The 23804-nt window shown below is 50.0% G+C and carries 16 protein-coding genes; 2 read left to right on the forward strand and 14 right to left on the reverse strand.

The annotated features are described in order from the left end of the window. Positions 1–6 precede the first annotated feature (6 nt). From ABIT76_09590 to ABIT76_09610, 5 genes are all read right to left on the reverse strand, one after another. Positions 7–1350: an acetylxylan esterase gene (locus tag ABIT76_09590; GenBank protein ID MEO7933396.1), complete on the reverse strand. Its 1344-nt coding sequence runs from the start codon at positions 1348–1350 to the stop codon at positions 7–9. Further along, the gene (locus tag ABIT76_09595; GenBank protein MEO7933397.1) at positions 1347–2708 is read right to left on the reverse strand and encodes a glycosyl hydrolase family 28 protein; all 1362 of its coding nucleotides are present in this window, start codon (positions 2706–2708) and stop codon (positions 1347–1349) included. The genes ABIT76_09590 and ABIT76_09595 overlap by 4 nt, the downstream gene beginning before the upstream one ends. Beyond that, on the reverse strand, positions 2705–4051 hold the full coding sequence (locus ABIT76_09600) for an acetylxylan esterase (protein ID MEO7933398.1): 1347 nt from the start codon (positions 4049–4051) through the stop codon (positions 2705–2707). Before ABIT76_09600 ends, ABIT76_09595 begins: the two co-directional genes overlap by 4 nt. A gap of 11 nt (positions 4052–4062) precedes the next feature. Continuing rightward, a complete protein-coding gene (locus ABIT76_09605; protein ID MEO7933399.1) occupies positions 4063–6477 on the reverse strand; it encodes a carbohydrate binding domain-containing protein in 2415 nt (804 codons plus the stop codon). 76 nt (positions 6478–6553) lie between these two features. Then, positions 6554–7597: a LacI family DNA-binding transcriptional regulator gene (locus ABIT76_09610; protein MEO7933400.1), complete on the reverse strand. Its 1044-nt coding sequence runs from the start codon at positions 7595–7597 to the stop codon at positions 6554–6556. 80 nt (positions 7598–7677) lie between these two features. On the opposite strand from ABIT76_09610, the gene ABIT76_09615 reads away from it, so the two are divergent. Together ABIT76_09615 and ABIT76_09620 are read left to right on the forward strand one after the other, a co-directional pair. Next, positions 7678–8688 carry a glycoside hydrolase family 172 protein gene (locus tag ABIT76_09615; GenBank protein ID MEO7933401.1) on the forward strand — a complete coding sequence of 337 codons (1011 nt, stop codon included), beginning with the start codon at positions 7678–7680 and terminating at the stop codon, positions 8686–8688. 112 nt (positions 8689–8800) lie between these two features. Further along, complete coding sequence (locus ABIT76_09620) at positions 8801–10276, forward strand: MFS transporter (protein ID MEO7933402.1); 1476 nt, start codon at positions 8801–8803, stop codon at positions 10274–10276. 28 nt (positions 10277–10304) lie between these two features. On the opposite strand, the gene ABIT76_09625 is transcribed toward ABIT76_09620, so the two are convergent. The 9 genes from ABIT76_09625 to ABIT76_09665 all read right to left on the reverse strand — a co-directional run bounded on the left by ABIT76_09625 (position 10305) and on the right by ABIT76_09665 (position 23798). After that, positions 10305–11594: a DUF2334 domain-containing protein gene (locus tag ABIT76_09625; protein MEO7933403.1), complete on the reverse strand. Its 1290-nt coding sequence runs from the start codon at positions 11592–11594 to the stop codon at positions 10305–10307. A 51-nt stretch (positions 11595–11645) separates the two neighbouring features. Continuing rightward, positions 11646–12437, reverse strand: a complete 792-nt coding sequence (locus tag ABIT76_09630) for a hypothetical protein (GenBank protein MEO7933404.1) — start codon at positions 12435–12437, stop codon at positions 11646–11648. Between the two features lie 63 nt (positions 12438–12500). Next, entirely contained in the window at positions 12501–13862 is a 1362-nt protein-coding gene (locus ABIT76_09635) for an acetylxylan esterase (GenBank protein ID MEO7933405.1), read from the reverse strand. Continuing rightward, a complete protein-coding gene (locus ABIT76_09640; protein ID MEO7933406.1) occupies positions 13859–15736 on the reverse strand; it encodes a hypothetical protein in 1878 nt (625 codons plus the stop codon). The genes ABIT76_09635 and ABIT76_09640 overlap by 4 nt, the downstream gene beginning before the upstream one ends. Before the next feature lie 85 nt (positions 15737–15821). Next, a complete protein-coding gene (locus tag ABIT76_09645; protein MEO7933407.1) occupies positions 15822–17888 on the reverse strand; it encodes a sialate O-acetylesterase in 2067 nt (688 codons plus the stop codon). Between the two features lie 55 nt (positions 17889–17943). Further along, positions 17944–18630 (reverse strand): hypothetical protein, encoded by a 687-nt coding sequence (locus ABIT76_09650; GenBank protein MEO7933408.1) that lies wholly within the window; start codon positions 18628–18630, stop codon positions 17944–17946. A gap of 2 nt (positions 18631–18632) precedes the next feature. Continuing rightward, the gene (locus ABIT76_09655) at positions 18633–19268 is read right to left on the reverse strand and encodes a hypothetical protein (protein ID MEO7933409.1); all 636 of its coding nucleotides are present in this window, start codon (positions 19266–19268) and stop codon (positions 18633–18635) included. Between the two features lie 56 nt (positions 19269–19324). After that, the gene (locus tag ABIT76_09660; GenBank protein MEO7933410.1) at positions 19325–22840 is read right to left on the reverse strand and encodes a hypothetical protein; all 3516 of its coding nucleotides are present in this window, start codon (positions 22838–22840) and stop codon (positions 19325–19327) included. Position 22841: 1 nt separating this feature from the next. Continuing rightward, entirely contained in the window at positions 22842–23798 is a 957-nt protein-coding gene (locus ABIT76_09665; GenBank protein ID MEO7933411.1) for a prepilin-type N-terminal cleavage/methylation domain-containing protein, read from the reverse strand. Positions 23799–23804 lie beyond the last annotated feature (6 nt).

Consider the following 23804-nt stretch of genomic DNA (forward strand, 5'->3'; position numbering starts at 1 on the left):
GCCGAATCATTTTTTAATGATTATGGGCAAAGCTTTTTCTTTCTGAAGAGCCTCTTTCCAGGCAAAGAATTCGGGGAAGTATGGACAGAGGTTACGGGGACCATTTCCGTGGTTTTGCCCGTAATGATCTGAGGTAGGCATGATAATCAATTTTTTAGCCGTATTCATACTGTTGTAGGCGGCGATCACTCCTGCCGGTCGAGCTGCAATATCCAAAAGTGCTACTGCTACCAAGGCGGGACAGTGAATGCGGGATGCAAAATTGATTCCGTCGAAATAGCCAGCCGTCTCCTGGACTTTGGCAAAATCTTTTCCTTGTTGCGCATATTTGGCCATCCAGTATGGCCAAGCGACGCCGCGCGGAGGATTTGCCAATGGTGCGTAATTATCGCATCCAGCCGGAACCATTACCATAGCAACGCTGATCTTGGGAAAAAGACCCGCTACAGCCAGTGACTGCAGCCCACCTTGAGAAGTGCCCGTAACGATTAATGTTTTACCATCCCAATCGGCACGGGAAGCCAGGTATTCCGCTCCCCGGACACACCCAAGAAACATCCCGAGAAAATAGGACGTCTCACGATCCTCATTTCCGATGGCATAATAATTTTTCAAGCTCGTCTCTTTGAGATTTTTGTAGAAGCCTTCTGCTTCATCCACTGGCAAGTCGTGTGCACTAACATTGAGCACTATCCAGCCTGGTTTCGCCTGCGCGATAACCGAAGCTTTGTCCAAACCAAATACGCCCGCCGAATTAACCATTAACATGGCAGGATATTTTCCTGCTTTCGCCGGTTTTGCCAAAATGCCCCTTACGTGAGTTGATCGGATATTGTCCAAGGTCACCTTAAAACACTCCACCCCTTCTGCGTTTTTAATGTTATCCACCGCAACTGCCTCCAGAATCGGGTTTGCAGCCACTGCGTCTAATTCTTTTAACTTTGCCTTCCAGAAAATATCGAAATCATCGGGAGCTGACTTAGCGGGCTGGATTTCATCTGGAGCAATCACGGCTCCGCCCATTGCAATCGGCAGGAGCTTCGAAGAATCCATCGCATATATCTCTGTTAGTAGAGCACCAGGCTCCTCGCGGGATGCCGATATGACTGCGGGTCCACTGGATAAATCAATCGTTCCGCTTAGAACAATGCCAGCAGCATCTTTTTTGACCTTGTATGGTAATGCAGTTAATCCAGATCGATCCCCTTTCACATCAAATGTCCACGTCACTTTCTCATTCCGTGCATAAACACCGTCAGAGTGATCCTGCGAAACTGTAATTTCCGGATCGGCAGCTTGTAAAAAGCTACTGAACAAAATAGACGCGATCAGTAATACTCTGGATTTCATAGATGCTTTACGTCGCTCATGACAGGAAAAGTCGAAAACATAACTTCGTCTTCCGGTTCGACTCGCCAGTTACAGTTTATAAGTTCGAGTTTTGTCACACCAACGGACCAGAGCGGAGCAGTGCCTCCCTCAAATATCCCCATTGAAGCTCTAGCTGTCGGTCTAAGGTCGAGATTGCCTCCCCAAGATTCGAATAACTCGCCCTTGCGCAATAAGTAATCCACTCGGATTAATTTCACGTTGTCTATACCCCCTTCTTTCTCTGAGTATAATGTAAGAGCGTTCTCTCCGACTGCTTCAATGTCTTCAATCAAGATATCTCGTATCAAAAATCCCCCCTCCTCGCTCACATAGCTAACATTGGAAATATGAATTGGCTCGCCTCGTCCCCACCAGTTTCCATGAAACAGATGCGTTGATATTTTGCAGTTTTTTACAACGACGTCTTCCACGTTTGCCTGTCGCGCATAGATACCAATACCACGATTGCTCTGAGTGATTATTAAGTTCTCCAAAACGACATTCCGGACAGGATTCTCGCCGTATCCTACTCTCACAGCAGAGGAACGGCTGCGAAGATTGCAGTTCCGAACATGGATGTTTTCTGTCGTTCCTACTAATCCAGAAAGACCTAGTGCAATCTCCTTCTCGCCGCTGGCATTGCGAAAGCCTGTTATCGCGATGGCGTCGTCACCACAAATTATATCGCAGTTTTCGATAACGGAGTTTTTGCAAGTCGTCAGGTGAATGCCATCATTGTTAGGATGAGTTTCGTCATTATGAATTTTTAAATTGTCGACGACAACGCCATCACAATCCGCACAATGTATTGTCCAGTAAGCGGAGCCGGTAATCGTCAAATTCTCAATTCTTAAATTTTTGCAACGCCCAAAAACCAACATGTTTCCGGGACGGCTTTTAGGACTCATTGGACCTTGAGTAATATCACTCGATCCGTACTCGAGTCCGCGCTTTCCCTGTCTGGTCTCCGATAACAGAAAGTCTGAGGAAAATGGAATGCGCTTATCAGTGTGAAAGAAGGGGCCCGCATTTCCATCCAATTTCCCCTCGCCGGTGAGGAGAATATCATCAGCGTCCAGTGCATAGATCAAACCGTCGATGCATGAACCGACGATTCGATCTTCGAGGTTAGGGCTTCCAATCAGGCAGGCGCCTTTTTGAATATGTAATGTCGTGCTTCCGAATATTTGGAAAACACCTGTTAAAAAGCGCCCCTTGGGCACAAGAATGGTGCCTCCTCCGTTTCGAGCGCACTCTACCGCTGCTGCTTGAAGGGCAGCGGTGTTCATTGTAATCCCGTCACCTCTGGCGCCGAATGATGTAATATCAAATATCATAATCCCACCGGCACTGTGGCCTTGGATTGGGATGCAATATGTTCCAAGGTTTTGGCTTTTATACGCGCCCAGATTTCTGGTCCCAGATCATGACCGAAGTTGGGAAAGTTTTTTATGTCCTTGGGGCATTTCAAATTATTGTAATCTACATAGCTGCAGGTTGGCGGACAAATGACATCGATAAAACCTACTTCAAAATAGATGGGCGTTTTGACGCGCGTGGCAAAATTGGCAGAATCGAAATATCGCAGTGTTTCAATCACTTTAGGATCGGGTTTTCCATCAGGTAGAATAGGTGCCACTTTCGGCCATCCAGCAATTCTACCAAGCAAACCGCCCGAATGATCGCTCAGTCCAGGAACAGCTATAAAAGAGAATGTAACTCGCGGATCCAAGGCAGAAGCCATTAATCCCAAACCGCCTCCCTGACTTACTCCATTGATGATAAGGGTTTTTCCATCCCACTCTGGCTGGGATGTGAGATAATCGATCGCCCGTAACACTCTTAAATACACACCTAGGAAATAATAGGTTTCGCGTGAGTCACGTCCGCGAGTCCGATAATCTTTAAGCTCTCCTGAATCCAATCCGCCATAAAAGGCAGAGGGTTGTCCGTTTAGAATACCATGCGCGTTCATTTCGGCGACTAAAATCCCGTTCTTTGACCATCCGGCTACTCCGTCCAGATTGGCACTTCGCACTCCGGCTCCCGGGACGAAAAGAAGAGCAGGTAGACTCTTGGGCTTTGCTCCAATCGGCTTGCCAATATAGCCAGTGGAAGGCGCACCGATACAATCTGCACTAAACTCGAAGACCTCGACACCATCGCGGTGCGGTGGTAGCGGAACTGGTGTTGTTGTCGCTTTTAAGGGAACAGATGCTAGTTTTTTCTTTTGGTCAGCCCAAAATGAATCGAAGTCAGCGGGGACAGGCAGGCTCGGTTTGATTTCAGTAAGATCGAAACCTGCGGCAGCTAGAGCGGAGACAACCGTCTTCCCATTCTTGTAAGTAACTTTACATTGTAGGAAGCCGGGCTCTTCCAATGTCCCAGTAATGGATGCTTTTCCATTTTTTAGAGGAATCTGCCCCTGTTGACCGAGTGGTAAACCATCTTTTGTCAGCACCCAATCAACGACATCTTCGTTTGCAGGAAGTGAATTATGCTGGAGATCAATATTGAACGTAACTTGTTCCTTTTGATGATAGAGAGCCTCCGGGCGATCGGTATAAACTGAAATGATGTATTCAACTGGAACTTTTCCGTCCGACGAAGTCGCTGCGTGCAACGGAATGACCGCGGTGACAAAAAATAACCCAACAAGAAATCGTTTGATGGCTAGCATAAGAAAACGATTCAAAGCACTGGAGTTATCCTCATTGTTATCGTAGCTAATGCGGTCACGCTCTTAAGATCGATTCCCAGTCTTCTAACCTTTCCGGCCCGGGCCTGATCCTTTAGAATCTCATTTGTAACGGTGAAGGGTGCCCCGCCTGCTTCTATTTCTACTCTGGCCTTTTTGCCATTTTGAGAAACTATCCAGACCCCTGGCTTTTCTTCGGAAACTTCACCGTATGTGATGAGTGCAGTGCCAAATAGCTGGGGACTGCTAAATTTCCCCTGATCTGTGACTGAGACAGTCCCATTTCCTTCTCGTCCATAGACATAATGGCGGGTAAGCTGCGTCAACGACGGCACATTATAGGCCTTGGTTAGATCCAGAACTACGGAGTCCTCGACATCAGAGAAACTTTTCTTCGCAACGGTCGCATAGTATTGGGCGCCTTCTTTTTGAGTTTGTCCTGCAACCTTTGGAACTGAGTGTCCATAGGAATTAATCACCTGATTCTCATATCGGTGTGGTCCGAAAGTATTTCCGTTGTATGGGGTGCTACCTGGATCTACTAGCAATGGCTGCCCCGAGACCGTCACGACAAAGCTGCCAAGATCGTTGTGGCCGTGACTTGTGCCATTGTTTCCGCCTTTGAATGAAAAGCCCAAGCCCTCACGTCCTTCCGGCAACCTGCCTACCAGCACCTGACTTTCCTCGAACCAGTCACGAATGCGATGACCTTTCTCAGCAGGTGTTCCGTCGTTAACGAGAGAAGCTGCTGAGGAATCAAATGCCATGTTGATTCCGTACGCATAGAGAAATGCGCTGAAAGTTCCGTCCAAAGCCAAACTTTTAGGTGCCTGATCCCCCAGGCCATAACGGTGATCGATAATGTGGAAGAGCCACGTACTGGGTTCCTCCATAAAGATCGCATCCGAATACGCAGGATAGACGGCTGGAGCCATGGCAAACCGTCTAGGAAACTGGGCAATTAATTTAATGTTTTCTTTATCGTAAAGATTTACATGTCCCTTCGTTGCGGCCAGAACTGTTTCCGACAACATAATGTAGTGGCCGAACCCGTACTTCCAGTAGCCCATGCCCTCCGTGGAATATCCATCTGACGGAAAGCCTTTAATATAGAAGTCGGTGTATTTTTCGGCGTTGGCAATAATCTCAGCACGCTCTTCGACAGAATCGTCCAGAACCAGCGCAGCCCCCACTATTCCGCTATGAACCACAGCGTTCCAATTGTTGGGATTGTTTCGCCAGAACTCTGGAGGTGAAGTCTTGCCGCGCACTTGATCCAAAAATGGTTCTATGACGCGCTTCCTGACTTCTGCCACAACCTTCTCTCGTGTTCCGCTGGAGAGGCGTTCTCCCAGCATCGAGACCGCTGTTGATAGGTTCCACGCCGTCATGGCCGTGCCAAGATCATTCCATTTGATGAATTTAACGTGGCCGGAAAGAATCCAACTTGGCTCGGAGCAGATCGCATTGATCTCATTTTCTATCGGAGTAAGAAAGCGTCCTTTGTTTTCAATTCCTTCAGCCAACACAAAGTTAGCTAGCCGAAATCGTCGGCGAGTCACCATTTCATCAATCTTACGATCGCCTGTACTACCGGAAAGTGCGTAAGCTTCCTTGCTTACTTCAGGAATTGGTTCACCGAAAAATTTTTCAGCACGACTGATGAGTTGATCTTTTAATTTAACTTCTGCTCCAAGCGCATCCCAAGCTGCGCGATCGTTCAATGATGGCCCTACTCCCTTGGGAATGGGGTCGAGAAATGAGGCTATCTCTTTAACTCTCGCCGGATCAGCCGGTGGAAGGGTCACTGCCGCCAAAATAGAAGCGACTGATGGAATTGAAGAAGAGATGGTCGAGGCGATGGGAGTTACAGTGAAATCGTCAAAATCTGCTTCACAGACCCGCTTTGAATATGCATGAACGGCTAAAGTAAAACTGGCTGCTCCTGCAGGCGAGGTCGTCTCCTTGCTATACTGCGTCCAATCTTTGGCATCTTGCTTAACCTGAATGGCAAGTTCTGGAACCACCGGAATATTTTTTCCCTGAGCATCAAAAAACTGGATCCAAACACCGATTCCACTGGTGGTTAGACAGCGTGACCAGAAGCTAAATCGATAGGATTTTTCTGCCTCAATCGGGTTCTTTCCACTTTGAAACCATGAGCCAGGACCTTCAGTATCTTGCTTTACCCTCAGTCCATTACTTCCTTCATGAGCCGCCTCTTGTGAGACGACACTCAGGGAAGCGGCGGCATCCAGGGGCGAAGCGGTCCAACCTTCAGTCCCCTCCTCGAAGCTACCATTTTTGACGCTGACTTCTGTTTCTGCAGACGCTGTATTTAGTGAAAAGCAAACTGCTGTTAGCAGCGCTGATAATAAAAGGCTATATAGCCGCTTGGGGAGGTACATCCCCAAACCCTAGAGATGAACTCTTACCTAACAAATAATTTTCAGGTCTACTTATAGTATTGCCCGATTGATTATTTTATATTTGAACCGGGCCAACTACCTTGTTTCGCAAGGTCTCGCCCTCAACCCATGAGCCTTCAATTAGAATTTGAAAGCGTTGTGCGGGAACACCCCTCTGGTTGCCGTGGATCATATCCACCAGATAGTTGACTGCAGCGCGACCTAGTAGAGGGTAGTTTTGATAAATTCCAGCGATCGAACCGTCTGGCGTCACTAAATCGAGTGACGCGTATCCACATTCATTTAGATCAATTTCCAACTTCTTCATAAATTGCAAAACTGGCGCATGATGTGAAAGAATAACTTCTGGCAAGCACTCGTGATACCATTTCTCGAAGTCAGCCAATTCGTTTTGGGTATTTCCCTCTAGTGTCAGCATCCTAATGCGCTCTTCCGGCTTGAAGCGACGTTGTTCCGACCAGAACCCTGAAGAAAAGTTTCTATCTGTGCGCTCATCCGTGGAATGAGTTGTCACAAAGCCTATGCGACGATAACCATGCGCACGCAAAGCACGTACCGCCATGCACGCTGACCGATATTGGGCATTGGTAATGAGATGAAGTTTGGGCCGAGCCAGTGAAAAGCCGAAACACACCGCCGAAAAGCTATCCCATTCAAAGTTGATGTGCGACCGGTTAAAGGATTGCGGCGGAATCAACAATCCCTGGATATTCCGAACTCGCAGAATGCTGGCGAGTCTTGATTTTCCCAATCGACCAAGAGAAAAATCCTCCAATTCATAACCTATTTCAGCGCAGCGTGCTTCGGCTCCTTTGCGATATTCGAGGTTATTGGGGCTGACCTGCCCTTTTTTGACCACGGGACACATCCACGCAATTACCCCTTGATGGCGTGTGCGCTTCAATCGCTCACGATAAACTGTCAACGCAGACAACATGGGATCGGGGCAATAGCCCATTTCTGCGGCCATGGTTTGAATCCGCTCCCGAGTTGCTGGAGGCAGTCGCCGACTATCGCGAAGGGCCAATGAGACTGTGGTAATATGCACACCTGCGCGGTTGGCAATATCCTGTTGAGTAACGCGTCCAGAGGAGATCATGATTCTATATATAGCACGACTTTTGGAAAGATCAGTTCCTTTTCAACAACCGTCCTTCCAAAATTGGAGTAGAATCCGAAATGGATATTAGCAATTTCAGAGAGGAAATAACCCATCAACTGACTACTTTTAACATTGCGGAAAAATCCAAGACAATCCCTCTCAAGGCTGGGCAAACTGCCTCCCTTCCCACGGTCTTTGGACAAGGGCGCATCACCCAGTTGTGGATTACATTTCCCGGTTGGTTTTGGGAACATTGGGATCGAACTCGCCTCACTTCTCAATCTCTTTTGAAAACCCTCATCCTGCGAATTTATTGGGATGGTGAAGATGTGGCTGCGGTGGAGTGTCCGGTGGGTGATTTCTTTGGGAATGGACTCTGCGAAATTTCGAACTTCACCTCGCGCTATTTTGGTATGTCGAGTGGGGGCTTCTATTGCAAATTTCCGATGCCTTTTCGAAAAAGTTTTCGGATCGAGTTTGAAAACAAAGATGAACGGATCGACACCGACATTTTCGCAAATGTGCTTTATCAGATCACGCCGGAAGTCGTACCGGATGTCGGTTATTTTCACACGCAATTTCGAACCGGGAAAAATGCAGGACCTGATCCGGTTGAGATCTTTGAGATAACGGGGCGAGGACATTTTGTCGGATGCGTCCTTTCGGCTCAGGCAGAAGAAAAGCACTACCTAAGTTTTTTGGAAGCGCCGGAATACATTTCGATCGATGACGATTGGGATGTGCCGCGAATTATTGGGACAGGTCTGGAAGATTATTTTCTCGGTGGATGGTATTTTCGCGAAGGCATCTTTGCCGGAGAATTGCATGGCGTCACCTCCAAGGACGCTTTGAATTCGAGCGTCGCCATGTATCGAGCTCATGAAGACGATGCCATCCACTTTCAGAAACGTCTTCGTTTCCAGTTTGTGAATCCTTGGAATCCAGAGCGGCTCAAACCTTTCGCTTTTTCGGCTGCGGCATTTTGTTATCTCGATTCACCAGCCGGAAAAGGGCCAGAAATTCCTCACGTCACCGACTTGTTGTGTTGGTATCGAATCCGGGATACGGATCGATTGAGTGTGCCTTAGCGATTATCGTCGCAGAGGTTCGTTCTATCGTTAGGAATACCAATTGATTGACTTGCTTGTGGGTTGGTGAATTCTGGGCCGAACCTTTCTCCTTTCTGGTTCTCCCCCTAAAATGTCTCGAATCCCCTCCTCGATTCCTTTGCCTCCAGCAGAACCGCCTTCTCCTGCACAGCCGAAGGCTCCAAAAACTTGGAATGTTGGCACGCTTACCTACACCATGGCCGGTCTGGTTGCGGTGTTCGGCTGGCTTCTGTGCGGAGATTTTGCCTGGTCGATGCGGGATCGCTCAGTGGCACCGATGGCGCAATGGTATCTCAGTAACTTAAAAGTGCCGAATGTAGTCTTCGGCCTCTTACTAACCTCGTTTCCAGCTCTACTAGGCTTGATTCTTGGTCCGATCATCGCCGTGAAATCGGATCGGCACCGAGGGAAATTTGGCCGGCGAATTCCTTTCTTGTTAGTAACGACGCCATTTGCGGCTTTCGGCATGATCGGACTGGGCCTCACGCCTCTACTGGCGAATTGGTTGCACGGTTTGGGGGCGGCGGGAAGCCCGGTTGGCGGGTGGTTGCATCGTGCTATTGGCGACTCGACATCCGGCCTCTGGTTACTCTCGATGCTGGAGAACAAGATGGTCATATCAGTCGTGTGTTTTACCGTTTTTTGGACTGCATTTGAATTGGCAACGATCATCGGGCAATCGGTCTTTGGCGGCTTGATTAATGACGTGGTTCCGCCGGAATTGTTAGGCCGATTTTATGGATTGTTTCGCGCTGTGAATCTGCTTGATGGTGTCATTTTTAATTGGTGGATCATGGGAAAAGTGCCCACGCATTTTACCCTGATTTTGGTAATCATCGGAGTGTTCTACGGGACTGCGTTCATGTGGGTTTGCCTGAAAGTAAAAGAAGGCTCGTATCCTCCCCCAGAGCAACCTAAAACAATTTCTCGTGGACGGGCTGGCGAAGTCGCGGCGTATTTCAAAGAGAGCTTCAGCCAGCCCTATTACTTGTTTGTCTTCGTGATGTTAATGATGGGAACGCTGGCGTTTGTGCCCGTCAACGCTTTTGCCATCCCCTATGCGGGCAGCCTAGGTATGGACATGACGGCCTACGGTCACTGCCTCGCGGTGACTTTCGCGATCTCGTTTTCCCTGGCCTATCCCCTCGGGTGGCTGGCCGACCGGTTTCACCCTATGCGAGTTAGCATGGCCTCACTTGCGGGTTATTTCGTGGTGGCAGTGGCCGCAACCATTTGGGTGAAAACCCCGACGAGCTTTGCCATCGCTCTGGTAGCACATGGTGTTCTTTCTGGATGTTATTTCACCAGCTTCGCTTCGCTGGGACAACGCCTCTTTCCCCGGTCCAAGTTTGGGCAGTTCAGCTCGGCGGCAGGTTTATGCGCTTCCATGAGCATGATGGCCATCGGGCCGGCGATGGGTGCGGTGGTGGACCTGACCGGAAGAAACTATCGCTATACTTTTGTCTTTGGTGGCCTGCTGGCACTGGTGGCGTTGCTCGCCGCGTGGCAAGTCTATGTCCGTTTCTTACGTTTGGGTGGGCCACGAAACTACGTTGCGCCCGTCTGAGTCGCCTATCCTTCAATGTCAATACGCGTCACTTGTGGATCGCTCTATTGTTCACTATAAAATCCCTTGGAAAAACGAACTGCGCTTTTTGATCGATTAGAAAATCCACCATCATTCGGAACTGCTCGAAATTGTCATCCTTCCAACCGCCTGGGTGGCCTTGCATGACAAAATAATCCGTCCCGCGATTGTGGGCATAGGCCTCGAGAAATGCCTCGAAATCCGGCCTGGCTCGCGTCTCAATCGTGACCACTCCATTTCCTAGAACAATCTTGCCTGCGGGATTTTTCGGATCTCCGTAAAGCCAGACCGTGATGGTTGGTTCTTCCGTGAGCATCCGAACGGTGGCAGCATCAGTGATATTGAAAGGAGCCCCGAAGCTCGTGAATGCGAAACCCAGCTTTTTGCGGGCGATTTCGTTGGCACGGGAAAAATGATCCTTCTGACGCTCGTATGGTTGGCCCGAGAATTCGCGAATCATCTTTTCCCCGGCGGCGTGGTCCCATCCGTGGTTCCAGAACTCGATTCGTTTGGCAGCATTCTCTTCCTGAATCCATTGGATGAAGGCCGGTGAATCCGGTTCCAGCCCTTCCGCGATGATCCCTACGGAAATTTTTATGTTCTTTTCCTTCGCGAAATCCGCTACCCGGAGCCATTGCTGGCTGACAGTTCCGCCACTGGCAGGTTTCAGGTCGTCCAGTTTGAGCACGATTTTCGGCGGGGTCTTTCCGCGAGTGGGATCGCGCTGGATCTCCGCCTTTAACTCCTGAATGCGGGGCGAGTCCACGGGCAACGGGGAGACTGGACTAGAAGCCGGCATCTCGTCGATGGTTAGGTCGTCGAAATCCACCGCACTCCCGGGCGGGCCCGACATCGGCTTGATCCGCACGCCCAGGGTGTGGGCGTTTTCGGGAGCGACCGCAGCCAATTCACCCGGATTCCAATTCGCTCCACCGGTGGCCGCGGTGCGTGCTTTCTTACCAGCGGGCGCAACTGGCGGGGGAAGCGCGTTCCCGTGTTCGTCAAAGAAAACCATCTCGATGGAGGCGTTGGCGGGTTGTGCCCCCCCACCGCCGCTCCAATATTTCGCCAAATAGGATTTACCGGCAGCTACTTCAATTTTGGGGCTAATAATTTCGCCAGATGTCGGCTGGGAGGCGATTTTCAGCCGCAATCCGAATTCGCCCATCGAAGCAGCTTCTTTCAATACCTCAGCGGAGGCTGCCGGGATCACGTTTACGCCCCATCCCTCCAGGCCTTTTTCCAATCCTCCGTTCTCCATCGCCTGCGCCGACAGGCACATACCAACGAACAACATGGCAACTACTCGTGTGGGCAAAAAACGGATCATGGCTGATATGCGATCAAGCTATTTTGGAGTCTTTACCAACTCGACTTTAATGTCATCAAACAGCACGCAGCTCTTCGGCGTGTTTGCGACGCGCATGGCGATCAGATTAAACTTCGTGACTGACGATTTCGAGTCCGTCCGAACGATCTCCGCATCATCGTCAAACTGGAGATGAATTTCGATCGCAGCCTCAGTAGGCCGCATAACCTTTATCACGAGTCGATGAGGTTTCAGCCAATCATAACCGGGGACAAATGCTCCCCCGATGCCAACGCCATCATTGCCTCCACCGATGGCCGAGTCCGAATTCAATTCCAAGGAGATGCTGGATTTCCTATCCGCACCCGGTCCCGTGCTTAACCAGTATCCGGCCGTATCGCCTTTATCTGGGCTATCGTCCTTATTCTCGCAGATCCCTATTCGTAGAGGGGCGGGATAGAGTATTTCCTCGTCACGAGATCTAAAGCGCATCGAGAAAACGATGGAACTACCCACTTCCAGTGCTGTTTCGGGAATACGGGCAAACGCGAGACCATTTCCTACGGAGAGAACCTTCCCGCTGTTCAGTCCAGTGGGATCGGTGACGGTGCCGAGCAAGCTTCTGTTATCTGACGTCTCCCAGAATGTCTTCGATTCAATCGTCGATGTGTTTTGAGATTCGGCCGCCTTCTCGAAATCATCGCTGACGATGACTTGTCCCTGCGAGGAAACCATCGACGCAAAGATGCTGGATATCGCTAGTACCGCCACGCGAAAAAGAGGAAGTTTACCAAGATTGGTGGCGTTGTATTTCAGAGGATGGATGTTCATGGTTTATGTAGTTCGGTTGTGAAAGAGAAAATGGTGTGTTCTGTGGGTGCCACGACAAGTCGATCAATGAGCTTGGCCCTGAGCTTTTTTCTGTTGCTCAGCCACCGTATTATAGATCATATCCCCGATCATCGGCCAAAAATTGGGAGCCTCTCCCCCATGGCCATATTCAGGCGCGGTGATAAGTTTTTTCGGAGCTTTGATAGCGTTGTAAGCCGCAAACTGGCTGGTCGGCGGCGTTATAATATCATTGAACCCGATCCAGTATATCGTCTGAGCTTTGATGCGCGGTGCGAAGTTTACGCAGTCGAAATACCGGGCTACCCCCAGAACAATCGGATCTGGTTTGCCGGCAGCATCCAACGGAACGAGTTTGGGCCACCCGGCGATCCGGCCCGCCACCATGCCAGTGTGATCGCACATGCCGGGGATCATGGCCACCAAGAGGGAGACCCGTGGATCGAGCGCCGCTCCGGCAATAGCCTGTCCCCCACCCTGGCTGCCACCGTTTAGGACGAGAATTTTTCCATCCCACTCGGGCTGTGAGGTTAGAAAATCGAGTGCTCTCTTTACGCGAAGATACATGCCGAGGAAATAGCAGGTGTCGCGGGAGCTGCTGCCTTCTTTCCGGTAGTTTTTGAGTTCGCCGAGATCCAGCGCGGTGTAAAATTCTGCTGGTTGCCCGTTCGGAATGCCGTGCGCATTGATCGCCAGCGCAATCAGTCCCCGACCAGCCGGGCGGATGGCGGCGAGTTTATCGCTATTGCGAACACCGGCGCCGTCCACGTAGAGCATCGCTGGACAACTTCCCGGTTTGGCACCAATAGGCCGTGCGTAATAACCGGAGACAGGTTTGCCCAGGCAATCGACCTGCAAGTCAAATGTCTCCACTCCGGGACGGTCAGCAGGCGTTTCGACCGAAGTCATCTTAGGATTGAGCGGAATGGCGGCCAGTTCGGCTTTTTTCGCATTCCAGAATGCATCGAAATCGGCTGGCTCCGGCATACTAGGTTTGATTTCCGTAGGGTCGATGCCGGCAGATGCGGTGGCTTTCAAATCCTGTTTGCCATCGTTGAAGGAGACGTCACAGGTTAGAAAGCCGGGTTCGTCAAGGTTTGCCGTGACGATTGCTTTTCCAAATTTCAGCTTGGTCTTCCCCTCTTTGATTGGCGGCACGCCATCTTTGGTAATCTTCCAGGTGACTTCGCGCTCATCAGTGGGTTCTTTTCCTAACACTAGAATCTGAAATTCCACCTGCTCCCCGCGTTTATAAATCGCCGCCTCCCGATCTGGATAAACCGAAAGCGTGTAGTCGGAGACGATTTTCGGATTGGAAGCCGTGGTAGTGGCATGTGTCATCCCGCCCGGTAGAAGCGTGATGACCGCAACGGCAAATAGGGATAGAAGTGATGAGGGATATTTCATGGAAGCGAAGTGATAGTAGTGATGACGGTGGCTTGAGCGACGGGGTCCTTAAGATTGATCCCGATGCGATTCACTGTTCCAGCGCGGGTCTTGTCTTTGAGGAGCTCGGGAGTGACGGTAAAATCAGCGCCGCCAGCGTCTATTTTAGCACGTAGAGACTGGCCTTCTTGCGTGATGATCCAGACGCCGGGAGATTCTTCCCTAGCCACGCCATAAGTAATCAATGCCGTGCCGAAAGTAATTGGCCGGTCGGCGGTCATTTTATCGGTGATGGTGATCGAGCCAGCCTGACGATCGAAGTCCAGTTTGCGGGTGAGTTCGTTGAGAGCGAAGACGTTATAAGCGCCGCGAAGATTCAATGTGACGCTGTCCATGTTATCAGTGAAGGACGTGGCGACGACATGCGACGAAAAGGCGGGGCCGTTGCCCTGGATTTTGCCGTTGATGAGAGGCACTGAATGGCCATAGGAATTGATGGCCTTGTTCTCGTAACGCTGCGCGCCCATCGTTGATGCGTTGTAATCGGTAACGCCCGGATCAGCCAAGACTAGCTTGCCATTCACAGTGACGACAAATTGTCCAAGATCGGTATGGGAATGTGGGACGCCATTGTTGCCGCCCTTCATCGAAACACCTAGTGCAGGTGAAACGCCCGGAGCGGATCGAGAGACCAAGACCTGACTTTGATCAAACCACTCGTGGAGAGGGCGCTTTACAGGCGTAGCTGGCGAGGTCGGGCCGGCCTCGAAGCTCAGATTAACTCCCCAAGCATAGAGAAAATTAAAGAACGTGCTCTCCAGCGTAAGCGTGCGCGAGTTGCTCTGACCAATGCCAAAACGAGTGCTTAGTATTTCGTAGAGCCAGCTGATCGGAGGCTCGTAAAGTTGGCAGTCTCCGTAGGCCGGGTAGATGCCGGGGGCGACTTCGAAGCGCTGCGGAAATTCTGCAATTTTTCGAGCCACCGGATCTTTCAAAAAATCGAGCTTTCCACCGGTAGCAGCGCGGACTGTCTCAACCAGCAAAATGTAATGTCCGAACCCGTATTTCCAATAGCCCATCCCCTCGTGAGAATATCCGTCCGTCGGAAAACCAGCTAGATAGAACGGTAGTTCCTTCTCGCTTGCCGCAAGCACCTCCGCTCTTTCACGGGAAGAATCCACTACCGTGAGAGCCGAGCCGACGATCCCTGCATGGACGACGGCGTTCCAGTTGTTAGGATTCGTCCTCCACCAGTCGGCCTTCTTCGAGGGATCCCGCACTTGGGCCAGATACGGCATAATGACGCGAGCAATGATCTGTTCCTTCACCACCTTGCGCTGCGCTTCTGGCATTCGCTCTCCAAGCATGGAAAGGGCCGTGGAAACGCTCCAGGATGTCATCGCAGAACCCAGATCATTCTCACCAGTGAAACTTTGATGAGCGGGCATAATCCACGACCGTTCGCTACAGATCGTTTCGATTTCCTTGAGAATGGCGGGAATGAACTGACCTTTATTCTCCATCCCTTCCGCCAGCACAAATGTGGCTAACCTATTGCGCCGAATATCGAGAACGTTGTCTATTTTCCGGTCACGAGTTTTGATAGCCTCATCCCACTGCGCATCTGTTACCACAGGACTTGTCTGAGTTAACATCCAAACAGCCTTCTTGACTGTGGCGATCCGAAATTCTTCCTCTGCGGCAAGTTTGTCCCAAACAGCTCGATTATCGAACGATGGCGCGAAGCTTTTAGCTTCGCCAGGAAGCATCGCAGCTATCTCGTCCACCCGAGTTGACGGCTCGGCAGCGTTAGCTAATACAGCACCCAGCGCAAACATAGAGAAGAGGAGCCTCCGAACTTTTTTAAACGTGGGCAGATAAAAGATGGAAAACATAATGGTTAGCAGGGCCGCAAATCAGATTGGATGTTCCAGCGACGCTTGATAGACTCTCTCTTACTATCGATAAGCTAGATCAGAGCTAGAATGCAAAAGGTTGCTTTTTCAGTGGAAACTCGTCCGTTCGAAAGGGTGCGGCAGGCAAAGTGGCGGCGTTATAGAGATTTCCGATGGGGCTGTCGGCCCATAAATAACGTGCGGCAACTGGTTTGCTAATGTTAGTGGAGGAGACAATGACGGCCTCTCCATCAATTTTCGCATCTGCCGGAATCCACTTGTGATCATCTCCACAAATCACGAATCCTTCCAATTCGCTGTTTGGGCTGAGTCGAACGAGTGGCTTTGTTTCAGGTGACACGGAATTAGGTTTGTATGTTGCAGGAAGTGGTTTTGCCATCAGTCCTCCATTCACTTCGCTGAATTTCAGACGCAGCTTGTCACCTTCGACTATAAGAGAGTCGTAATGCGGACCGGAAAAAGCTATTGGCTTTCCATAGTCTTTGGCCAGGGCGATTCGGCCCAATCTTTCACCAGGATCTTTCTTGTTACGTGGGTGCAGATTCGCCTCCTCGCCGACGTCGATCAGCACCGCCATGCCTGTTTTTGGCAAAGCCAAGGCGCTAGTTTGTGCATCCCTTAAATCCGCCCAACAGCCTTTGGATGGATCACTGTCGCGTGGCTGGAAGTTCGGCAATTGACAGAAATAAAAAGGCAGTTCAGCTCCCCATTTTTCGCGATAATCTTCAATCATTGCCGTGATGCTAACGCGATAGTCATCCGGGCGATTCACGTTCGACTCGCCTTGATACCAAATGATGCCTTTAATGGTATCATGCAGCAACGGCGCAATCATCGCGTTGTAGTTGTAACAAGCCAGGGCAGGATTAGGCACGCCCGGTGGCTTTGGTAGTGTGGCCAGAGCTTCAGGAGAAAGCGCTGGCAGAGAATTTTCTACTTTGGCAAGCCAATCACCCTCCAATCGAACAGCCTGCCCAACACCATTGAACGAACAAGAAAGACCGTTCTCGCATCCGTTTTGATCGGACACTCCGGAAATTCGCAAAGCGATTACATTCTCCCCCTCTTTGATGACCTCGCCAGGAACGATAAATTTGTAGATTCCCAGCGCGGGCGGGTTCGCAGGACTAGTCTTAGCTATCTCAACGCCATTCCAATAAATGGTAACAAAATCGCGGACTGTTCCGAACGTAATATTGCCCGGCTTGCCAGCGCCAACAGCGGGAACATTGACGGTTTTCCTGGCCCAGATGGCCCCGGACGCGGAGAATCCGGACGCAGCCACCTTCCCGGGCAGTGCGAGCTTCTTCCAATCGTCTGTTGCCACTCCAGGTGCGGCGAATAATGCTGGATCGACGGCCTGATCCTCGCGTGAATACTTTGCGACCCAAGCCTGAAAGGCAGCGACATAGGCAGCCAATTTACCGGGATATTCGTTGAATGTTGCAAGGCGCCTCACTCGTCCGGCGTCCATCGCAGGGCGTTTCGCAAAAGCTTCGGAACTCATCCAGACTTCGATCGCACTACCCGGAATTGAGGAATGAATTAGACCTACGGGAACGGTGAGTTCCGTTTGAAGTTTCTTTCCAAAATAATAACCCACACCAGTGAAGTCACCTACTGTGGCAGGCGTCGCCAGTATCCAACTTCCCTTACAATCGTCCAATGGCGTAGGTGCACTGGCGATCTCAACCTTGAACTGCCGTAGAAATGAGTTGGTTAGCTTTATCTCCACAGGTGCATTGATATCTCCGCGAAGAGCATATTGCATGTTGGACTGCCCCGAACAAAGCCAGACCTCGCCGACAACGACATCAGGCACAACGATCTTGTTTTTCCCCTCAACGACAAGGTCAAAGGGACCTTGCGGAGATTGCGTCAGATCAACCTGCGTTTGCCAACGGCCACTGGCATCCGCAGTTGTCTCTGCTTTGATCTTCCCTAAGACAACATGAACAGCCTCGTTAGGAGCAGCCATCCCCCAAATGCGTGTTGCAGCGGATTTTTGTAAAACAGCATGCGCGGAAAGCAGTGAAGGTAAACTAACATCGGCTCGAAGCGGGAAAACCACAAATCCACCAATTAGTAACAATATTCCTACTAATGGACACTTCGCTAAAATATCAAACATGGCAAAGAATTTCAGATTTCAAAAGAATTTTCTGGCAATATTCACAGAACAGAAATCACCGGTTTAATTTAATGTCCTTAGAAAGCTGATCGCGGTAACCAACCTCTCTACGTATTTTTTGTAATGCCGTTTGAAGACGTTCAGGTAACACCAAAGTTTTGGGCGTCGCGTCTGGAAATGCATAAGCATAAACTGAATTACCTTCGCGAAAGGCAAGTGGTCGGTTAGTACTTACTTCCACCCAAGCCTCCCTTTTCACCCCTCCCTCCTTATCAAACAAATAGTGATAACTTGGACGCCCATCAAAATCGACCACGCCAATATAGTTTTCCTTTTTCAACCACTGGAAACCTGTAAATCCGGTAGGAACAGTCAGGTTAAATCTGTTCCAATCCGGTTCGACCATGGTAGCAATTAACTGCCCGTCATCGGCTTGGTTCATTAGAATTGTCCCCTCCACATACCAATACTGAGTCGTGTGTTTATCCGAAAAAGTAACCTCCTCTAATTTTAACCGGCCGGTTTGGGTGGTGCGAACTTTGATAATCATATTAGAACTGCCAACTATCCTAGGCTTCCCTTTTTTGAGCGCAGGCGTCTGAAGTTTAAATGACCATGTTGCATTGTCAGGCGTCAAAGCAACTAGCGGTGCCTTTGGCAAAGGCACGACTACTGACTCCGGCATCGGTTTAGTAAACGCATTAACTGTCACTAACAACAATACGAACAGAGTTGTTTTCATCTTCAATGCCTCTTTCTAAGATCATTCTCCACCTGTTTTCGGTAAGCGCTGTCCTTCTCACAAATATCCAGTGTTTTTTGGTAAGGAAGGGGCAGGATCAATGGTTCTACTGGTGGTTCATTGAATGTGTAACGATAAGGTGTGTTAGAAAATTTATACGCCAACGGCAGCTTGGTTTCCACGTCAATCCAAGCCTCGGTATTTCCATGCACGTAATGATAGTAAGGTCGTTTTTCTACTAAAACCACCTTGTCGTAATATTCGAGTTTTATCCATCCTGTGCCTGGAAAACCACGCGGAACACTGGGGCTGGGATCTTCGGTATCCAAGGGAATGCCACTTAAATCACTTGCTGCCACTTCTCCGTCATTTGATGGCCAAAGAAGTAATGTATCTGCATACCAATTTTCCACGGTCGTTCCGTCAGCCGCAGAAACTCGATCTCGTCTTAGTTTACCAGTTCTATTGGAATGAACTTTGGTGATTCGCTTATCCTGACGTGTGGTGGTGCCATCCTTCGGAGGAAGAAGTGGAGGAAGTTGCACGGTCACTGTCCAATCAGCTTTTTGCGGAACTGGGGCCACCAATGGCGGCGCGGGAGGTGGAATTTCCTCCAAGCTCTGTGCAGCTATGGACATGTTGGAAATTAACACAGCAATTAACGAGAATAATATATAACGCATATCAGAAAATTCTATTCCGAGACCGATTCCAGTTGTTGATCGATAACTTCTCCGGTGAAACGGTCTATGGCCACATGGAGCCAGAAGCGGCGCTCGCCCTCAACGACAAACTTGTCGGGCAGCAACGAGCTACTGGCTGTTACCCCGGAAGGATAGCGTCCCGCCTGAGCAATAACGTCAATTAGCAGATTCCATGTCCGAGTTTGTCCAACATCGGCTAATGCACGAATGATACTTTCGCGTTGAGGCTTGATCTGGTTATCCTCTGTGCCTGATATCGAAAGAGTCGGCAGTGCTGTAAACCTCGTATCTGCATCCGAAGGGGATCGAAAATTTTCCACAAAACTTGCCTTGTTGACAAGCGGTTTGGTGACGGTATTTGCGACTATCGCATCAGCAATAGTCTTCGAGTCAGCCGCTGAGATTGTCGCCTGTGGAAGGTCTGTTTTGATAGCGCCAGAGAGCACTGCACTGAGGACAGCAGCATTTCTGGTATTCAAGTTTACCCGCCCTGCTGATATTTTAGTATCGATATCGTTTACCGTAAACAGATCCAGCAACCCGGCGTCTGCGGTAGCTGGCGAAAACAGGTCCAGAGTACGCCAAGGGTAATCGCGGGCTACATAACCTAATTCGGCCACGTTCTTAAATAGGCGATTGAGGATCATCGGACGATCTTTCACCCGTGTCGTCGAAGTGGCATAGGGATCACCCGCCCAGTTGTTTGTTTTCGGAGGCACTGTATAAAGTCCACTATCAGCTATACGCTGGACTCCATCTGGATCCTTGTAGGCAGCATATGAAGCAGAATTATCTAAAGGCCCAGGATTAGCTGGAACCAGCGGTGGGGACGGGGGGGGCGGTGTGTTATTGCGACTTAATGAAGCAGGACTCCATTTTGTTCCAAAAAGCTTTTGCACCACCTGTGATCCAACGCGTCCTTTATCTTGAGAAGCCGAATCTGTTGCTGCTGACCAAAGCGAACTATTGAGGTAGTTCATGGATTCGGGTGCGGCAAAAGAAATTTGATTCTGGGTGTAATTAAAGCGAAGTGAGCGAGGGTCTGTCGTTTCCCAGAAATTTTTTCGATAGTAACCACCAGGCAATCCGGGAGGTGGTTCAATTGGTTGTATTCCGAATACTCCTGCAGCACTTTCAATATGTCCGGCATTGAATCCAGGTCCTTTGGCAAACCAAGTTGCGGCCTGATTATTGATACCCGCATGGTAGTTATAAGGGATCCATATTCCATTAGGATTTTGAAACTCCAACCAACAATTGAATGGGCTTGCTACATTGGTATTTACCGCAAACCAGAGATCTCCCCAGAAAACGGGACCTGGGCCTAATGGTGGGTCGAGAGGAAATAGGGATGGCTCCTCCACTCGCGCTGCGGCTTGTGTATCCGTAGGATCGAGGATGAAATCAGGGATCCTATATCCGGCATATCTTACACCTCCAATAGATGGTAATTCAGCCCACGTGAGACCCGCCGAAGTACTTGATCCAGGTGTTGGGCTCAGATCAGTCGGAAGCAATGCGTGCGGATCGGTAAAACCATTCACTCCGACTCCAGCAGCGGTGGAAAGATTAACGGTGGCATCCAAAGTTTTCACATAGCTGTATGGAAGAGGGGATGCGCTGAAAGGATTTCTCGCATAACCGGGAGTTTTTCTTCCGTAGTTATTAGCGACGGTGATGGATCCCTTTACCCTTAGCCGAATCGGTGGCCTGCTCGGTGCCGTTCCCGAAGGCGACTGATGAGGATTCCACAAGCCGAACATCAAATAACATTCCAGACTGGTCGGGGAATCGGCACCCGTCAGGCAATGAAACATATTCAGATATGGCAAATTCGCCACTCCACAAGCCTGCCAAGGCTGGCCGCTCTGGTCGAACTCAATGACAATGGGATAGCTGCTTGTTTGAGTTTGAGAAATGATCGATGCACCAATTCGAAAAATGTGAAGCGGCTGCGAAGCTTCCTGAATTGTATTATAGTTAAAAATAATTATTGCCGGCGATGCACCGAGGGAATAATTCGCTTCCATGGCGAGCGAACCTGATAAAATACCCGCTTGAAGAAGTTCGAAAAAATTAGGCTCGCGAACTGTTGCTTCTGCGGCAATATCGGAAATCTTTTTAATAGTGGATTGCTCGCTGGTGCCACTAGCACCAACATACTTCCATATTCCAGTCGGTGCATTCCACAATAGCCCAAAACAGGCTTGGATGTTCGCCGCAGTCCCACCATTCTGGGGACCGCTTGGTCCTATCCAATTTAGACGGCCAAGAGGAAAGCGACGGCTAATGAAAGGAGTCCCTGCGGCTACGTTGTAAGTATAAAGCGACCCGTCGTTATGATAGCTGGTAATTACCCCGGAGGCAGAGAACCTGATTCCCAGTAGGTTGCGATTGATCGAAGCGGGCTTGTCGGCGTCTGCCGCATAATCGATCGTGCTGCCGACCGGAGTTGTTGGCTTCCAGCTTGGTGCATTCAGCTCACGAGAAAAAGTACCGAGATACTGAAGGGCGGTTGCGCTGAATTGTGTCGAAATTCTATAATTGAGCAATTCTTGGCGGCTGAGGAATTTCTGGTCGGTGCGATTATTCCAAACGTTAGTACTGGCCCTTGTGAAGCCGGTTGCATCGGTGGTGACGGCCTTGAAATAATTGAGCGCGTTTGCCGGAGTCAAAGCGGTAAAACTCGCGAAGCTGCCCGTGGTCTGCATCGTCGCATAATTCCGCCAGCCGATGAGATCATCCACAGCACCCGGTGAAAGTCCTACTTTCGTAAGATCGGCATAGGAGAGAACTCCTTTTCCTCCATATTGTCCAACACTGGAAGGCGAAGGATATCCCGCTACATTGACATCGAGCAAGCCACCCTCGTCGTAGATGGCGTATGCATAGCGACCGACAACACTCGGGGTGGGAGCCGTGATAACTTGGGGGCCCTTGGTTGTCACAAACACCCAATCTGGCGCGGTGAACACTGTCACCGGTGTCGTTTGAGTGGGTGTCGCTCCTGCAACGCGTGGGATGAGATAATGCGAATTCCAGCGAGCTGGGCTGACGGACCTTCCATTGACGGAGGGATTGGTCGCTGAGTTGACGGCCGAAGCGTGACTCGACACTCCAGGGGCGGGCATAGTGGCTGTCGCACTGCTGATACGGATAAGATTTGGAATCGGATCGACACCACTTGCCAAGGGAGGATTTCCGCTGCGCATCGGCAGTATGTTAGCGACTACTGTCGGACTGTAAGTTGTCACATTGCCAATGGTAGTCGCCGTCGATCCGTTGACGATTTCCTGTTTGAGATCGCCCACGATGATGTCAGTGGCACTCTTGGCAAATGCCTCCACCTTGGTTTGATTGAAGCTGCTATTGGATAGCTGGCGATCCGTCATGGAACGTGAAAAATACGCCACGATCAATCCGGTCAGCAGAACGATAAATGCCAGGATAATAATCAAGGCGACGCCACTGGATTTCTTAAACTGGCTGTGCTTAAACTTTGACATTTTAGGGATTGGGGGAGTCGAGGTAGAAGTATCGACCGTAAATTCGGATCGCTGACGATGTTACCCGCGGAAGACTACTTGCGTTGATTGCCGACTGCCATTGGCTTTCGAGATCCCCTGGCTTCATGCTATTTTTGAAATCATTCATCTGACCAGCCAATGTGCTTAGCTGTGTATCAGTAACCAGAACTCGACTTTGTGAATCCAGCACGGCAATAACAACGCCTATTGCAGCGACATCCTGCAAGCCATTCACAGAAGTGTGATTCATGGGAAGGCGAGTATCCCATGGAGTATCACTCAAAATGGAAGGATTCGCTACATCCTGACCTTTTAGAACATAATAGTACTCGAATCGAAAAACTTGCGGCCCCGAAGTTTCGTAGTCTGGATCGCTATCCATGTTGGCCGCCTGCGGCCATGCTGGACTTGGGACAGTGGAGGGCATCGGACTGGGCAAAGGCGAGGGCAGTGGCGAGGCAATGGGTATTGGCAGAAATACAACTGGCACATCCGTGTTGGAAGCCGCGTTCCACAATAATCCCTTTCCTAAGCGCTCGATCCGATTGCTGCTCTTTTGAAGTCTATAAGCCACCAGAGACACTGGACTGGGTGATCCCGTGGAATAGCCGCTAACTTCGCTATAAAACGCAATCTGATCATTCCCGCCTGTCTGGCTATTACTGGAAGGCCGCCCTTTCATATAATAGTCTACATCACTTCGTCTAACCATGGAGCTGAAGTCGATGGCCATTCGGTCCAATAAAGCTCTGGCTTGGGCATCTGCGTCCATGTGCTTATTGCCCATTTTGGTGACGGCATTGGCACTATTAAAAAGCTGCAATATGAGGACGAGCAACAAAGTTAGCACTGCCATGGAAACAAGCAGTTCAACCAAGGTGAATGCACGGTTAGTCTTGGGAGGCATTCGGAAAACAGTTGGCTGGCGAAGTTTCAAACTCAA

It is taken from the genome of Chthoniobacterales bacterium (assembly GCA_039930045.1).
Classification (GTDB): Bacteria; Verrucomicrobiota; Verrucomicrobiia; order Chthoniobacterales; family DASVRZ01; genus DASVRZ01.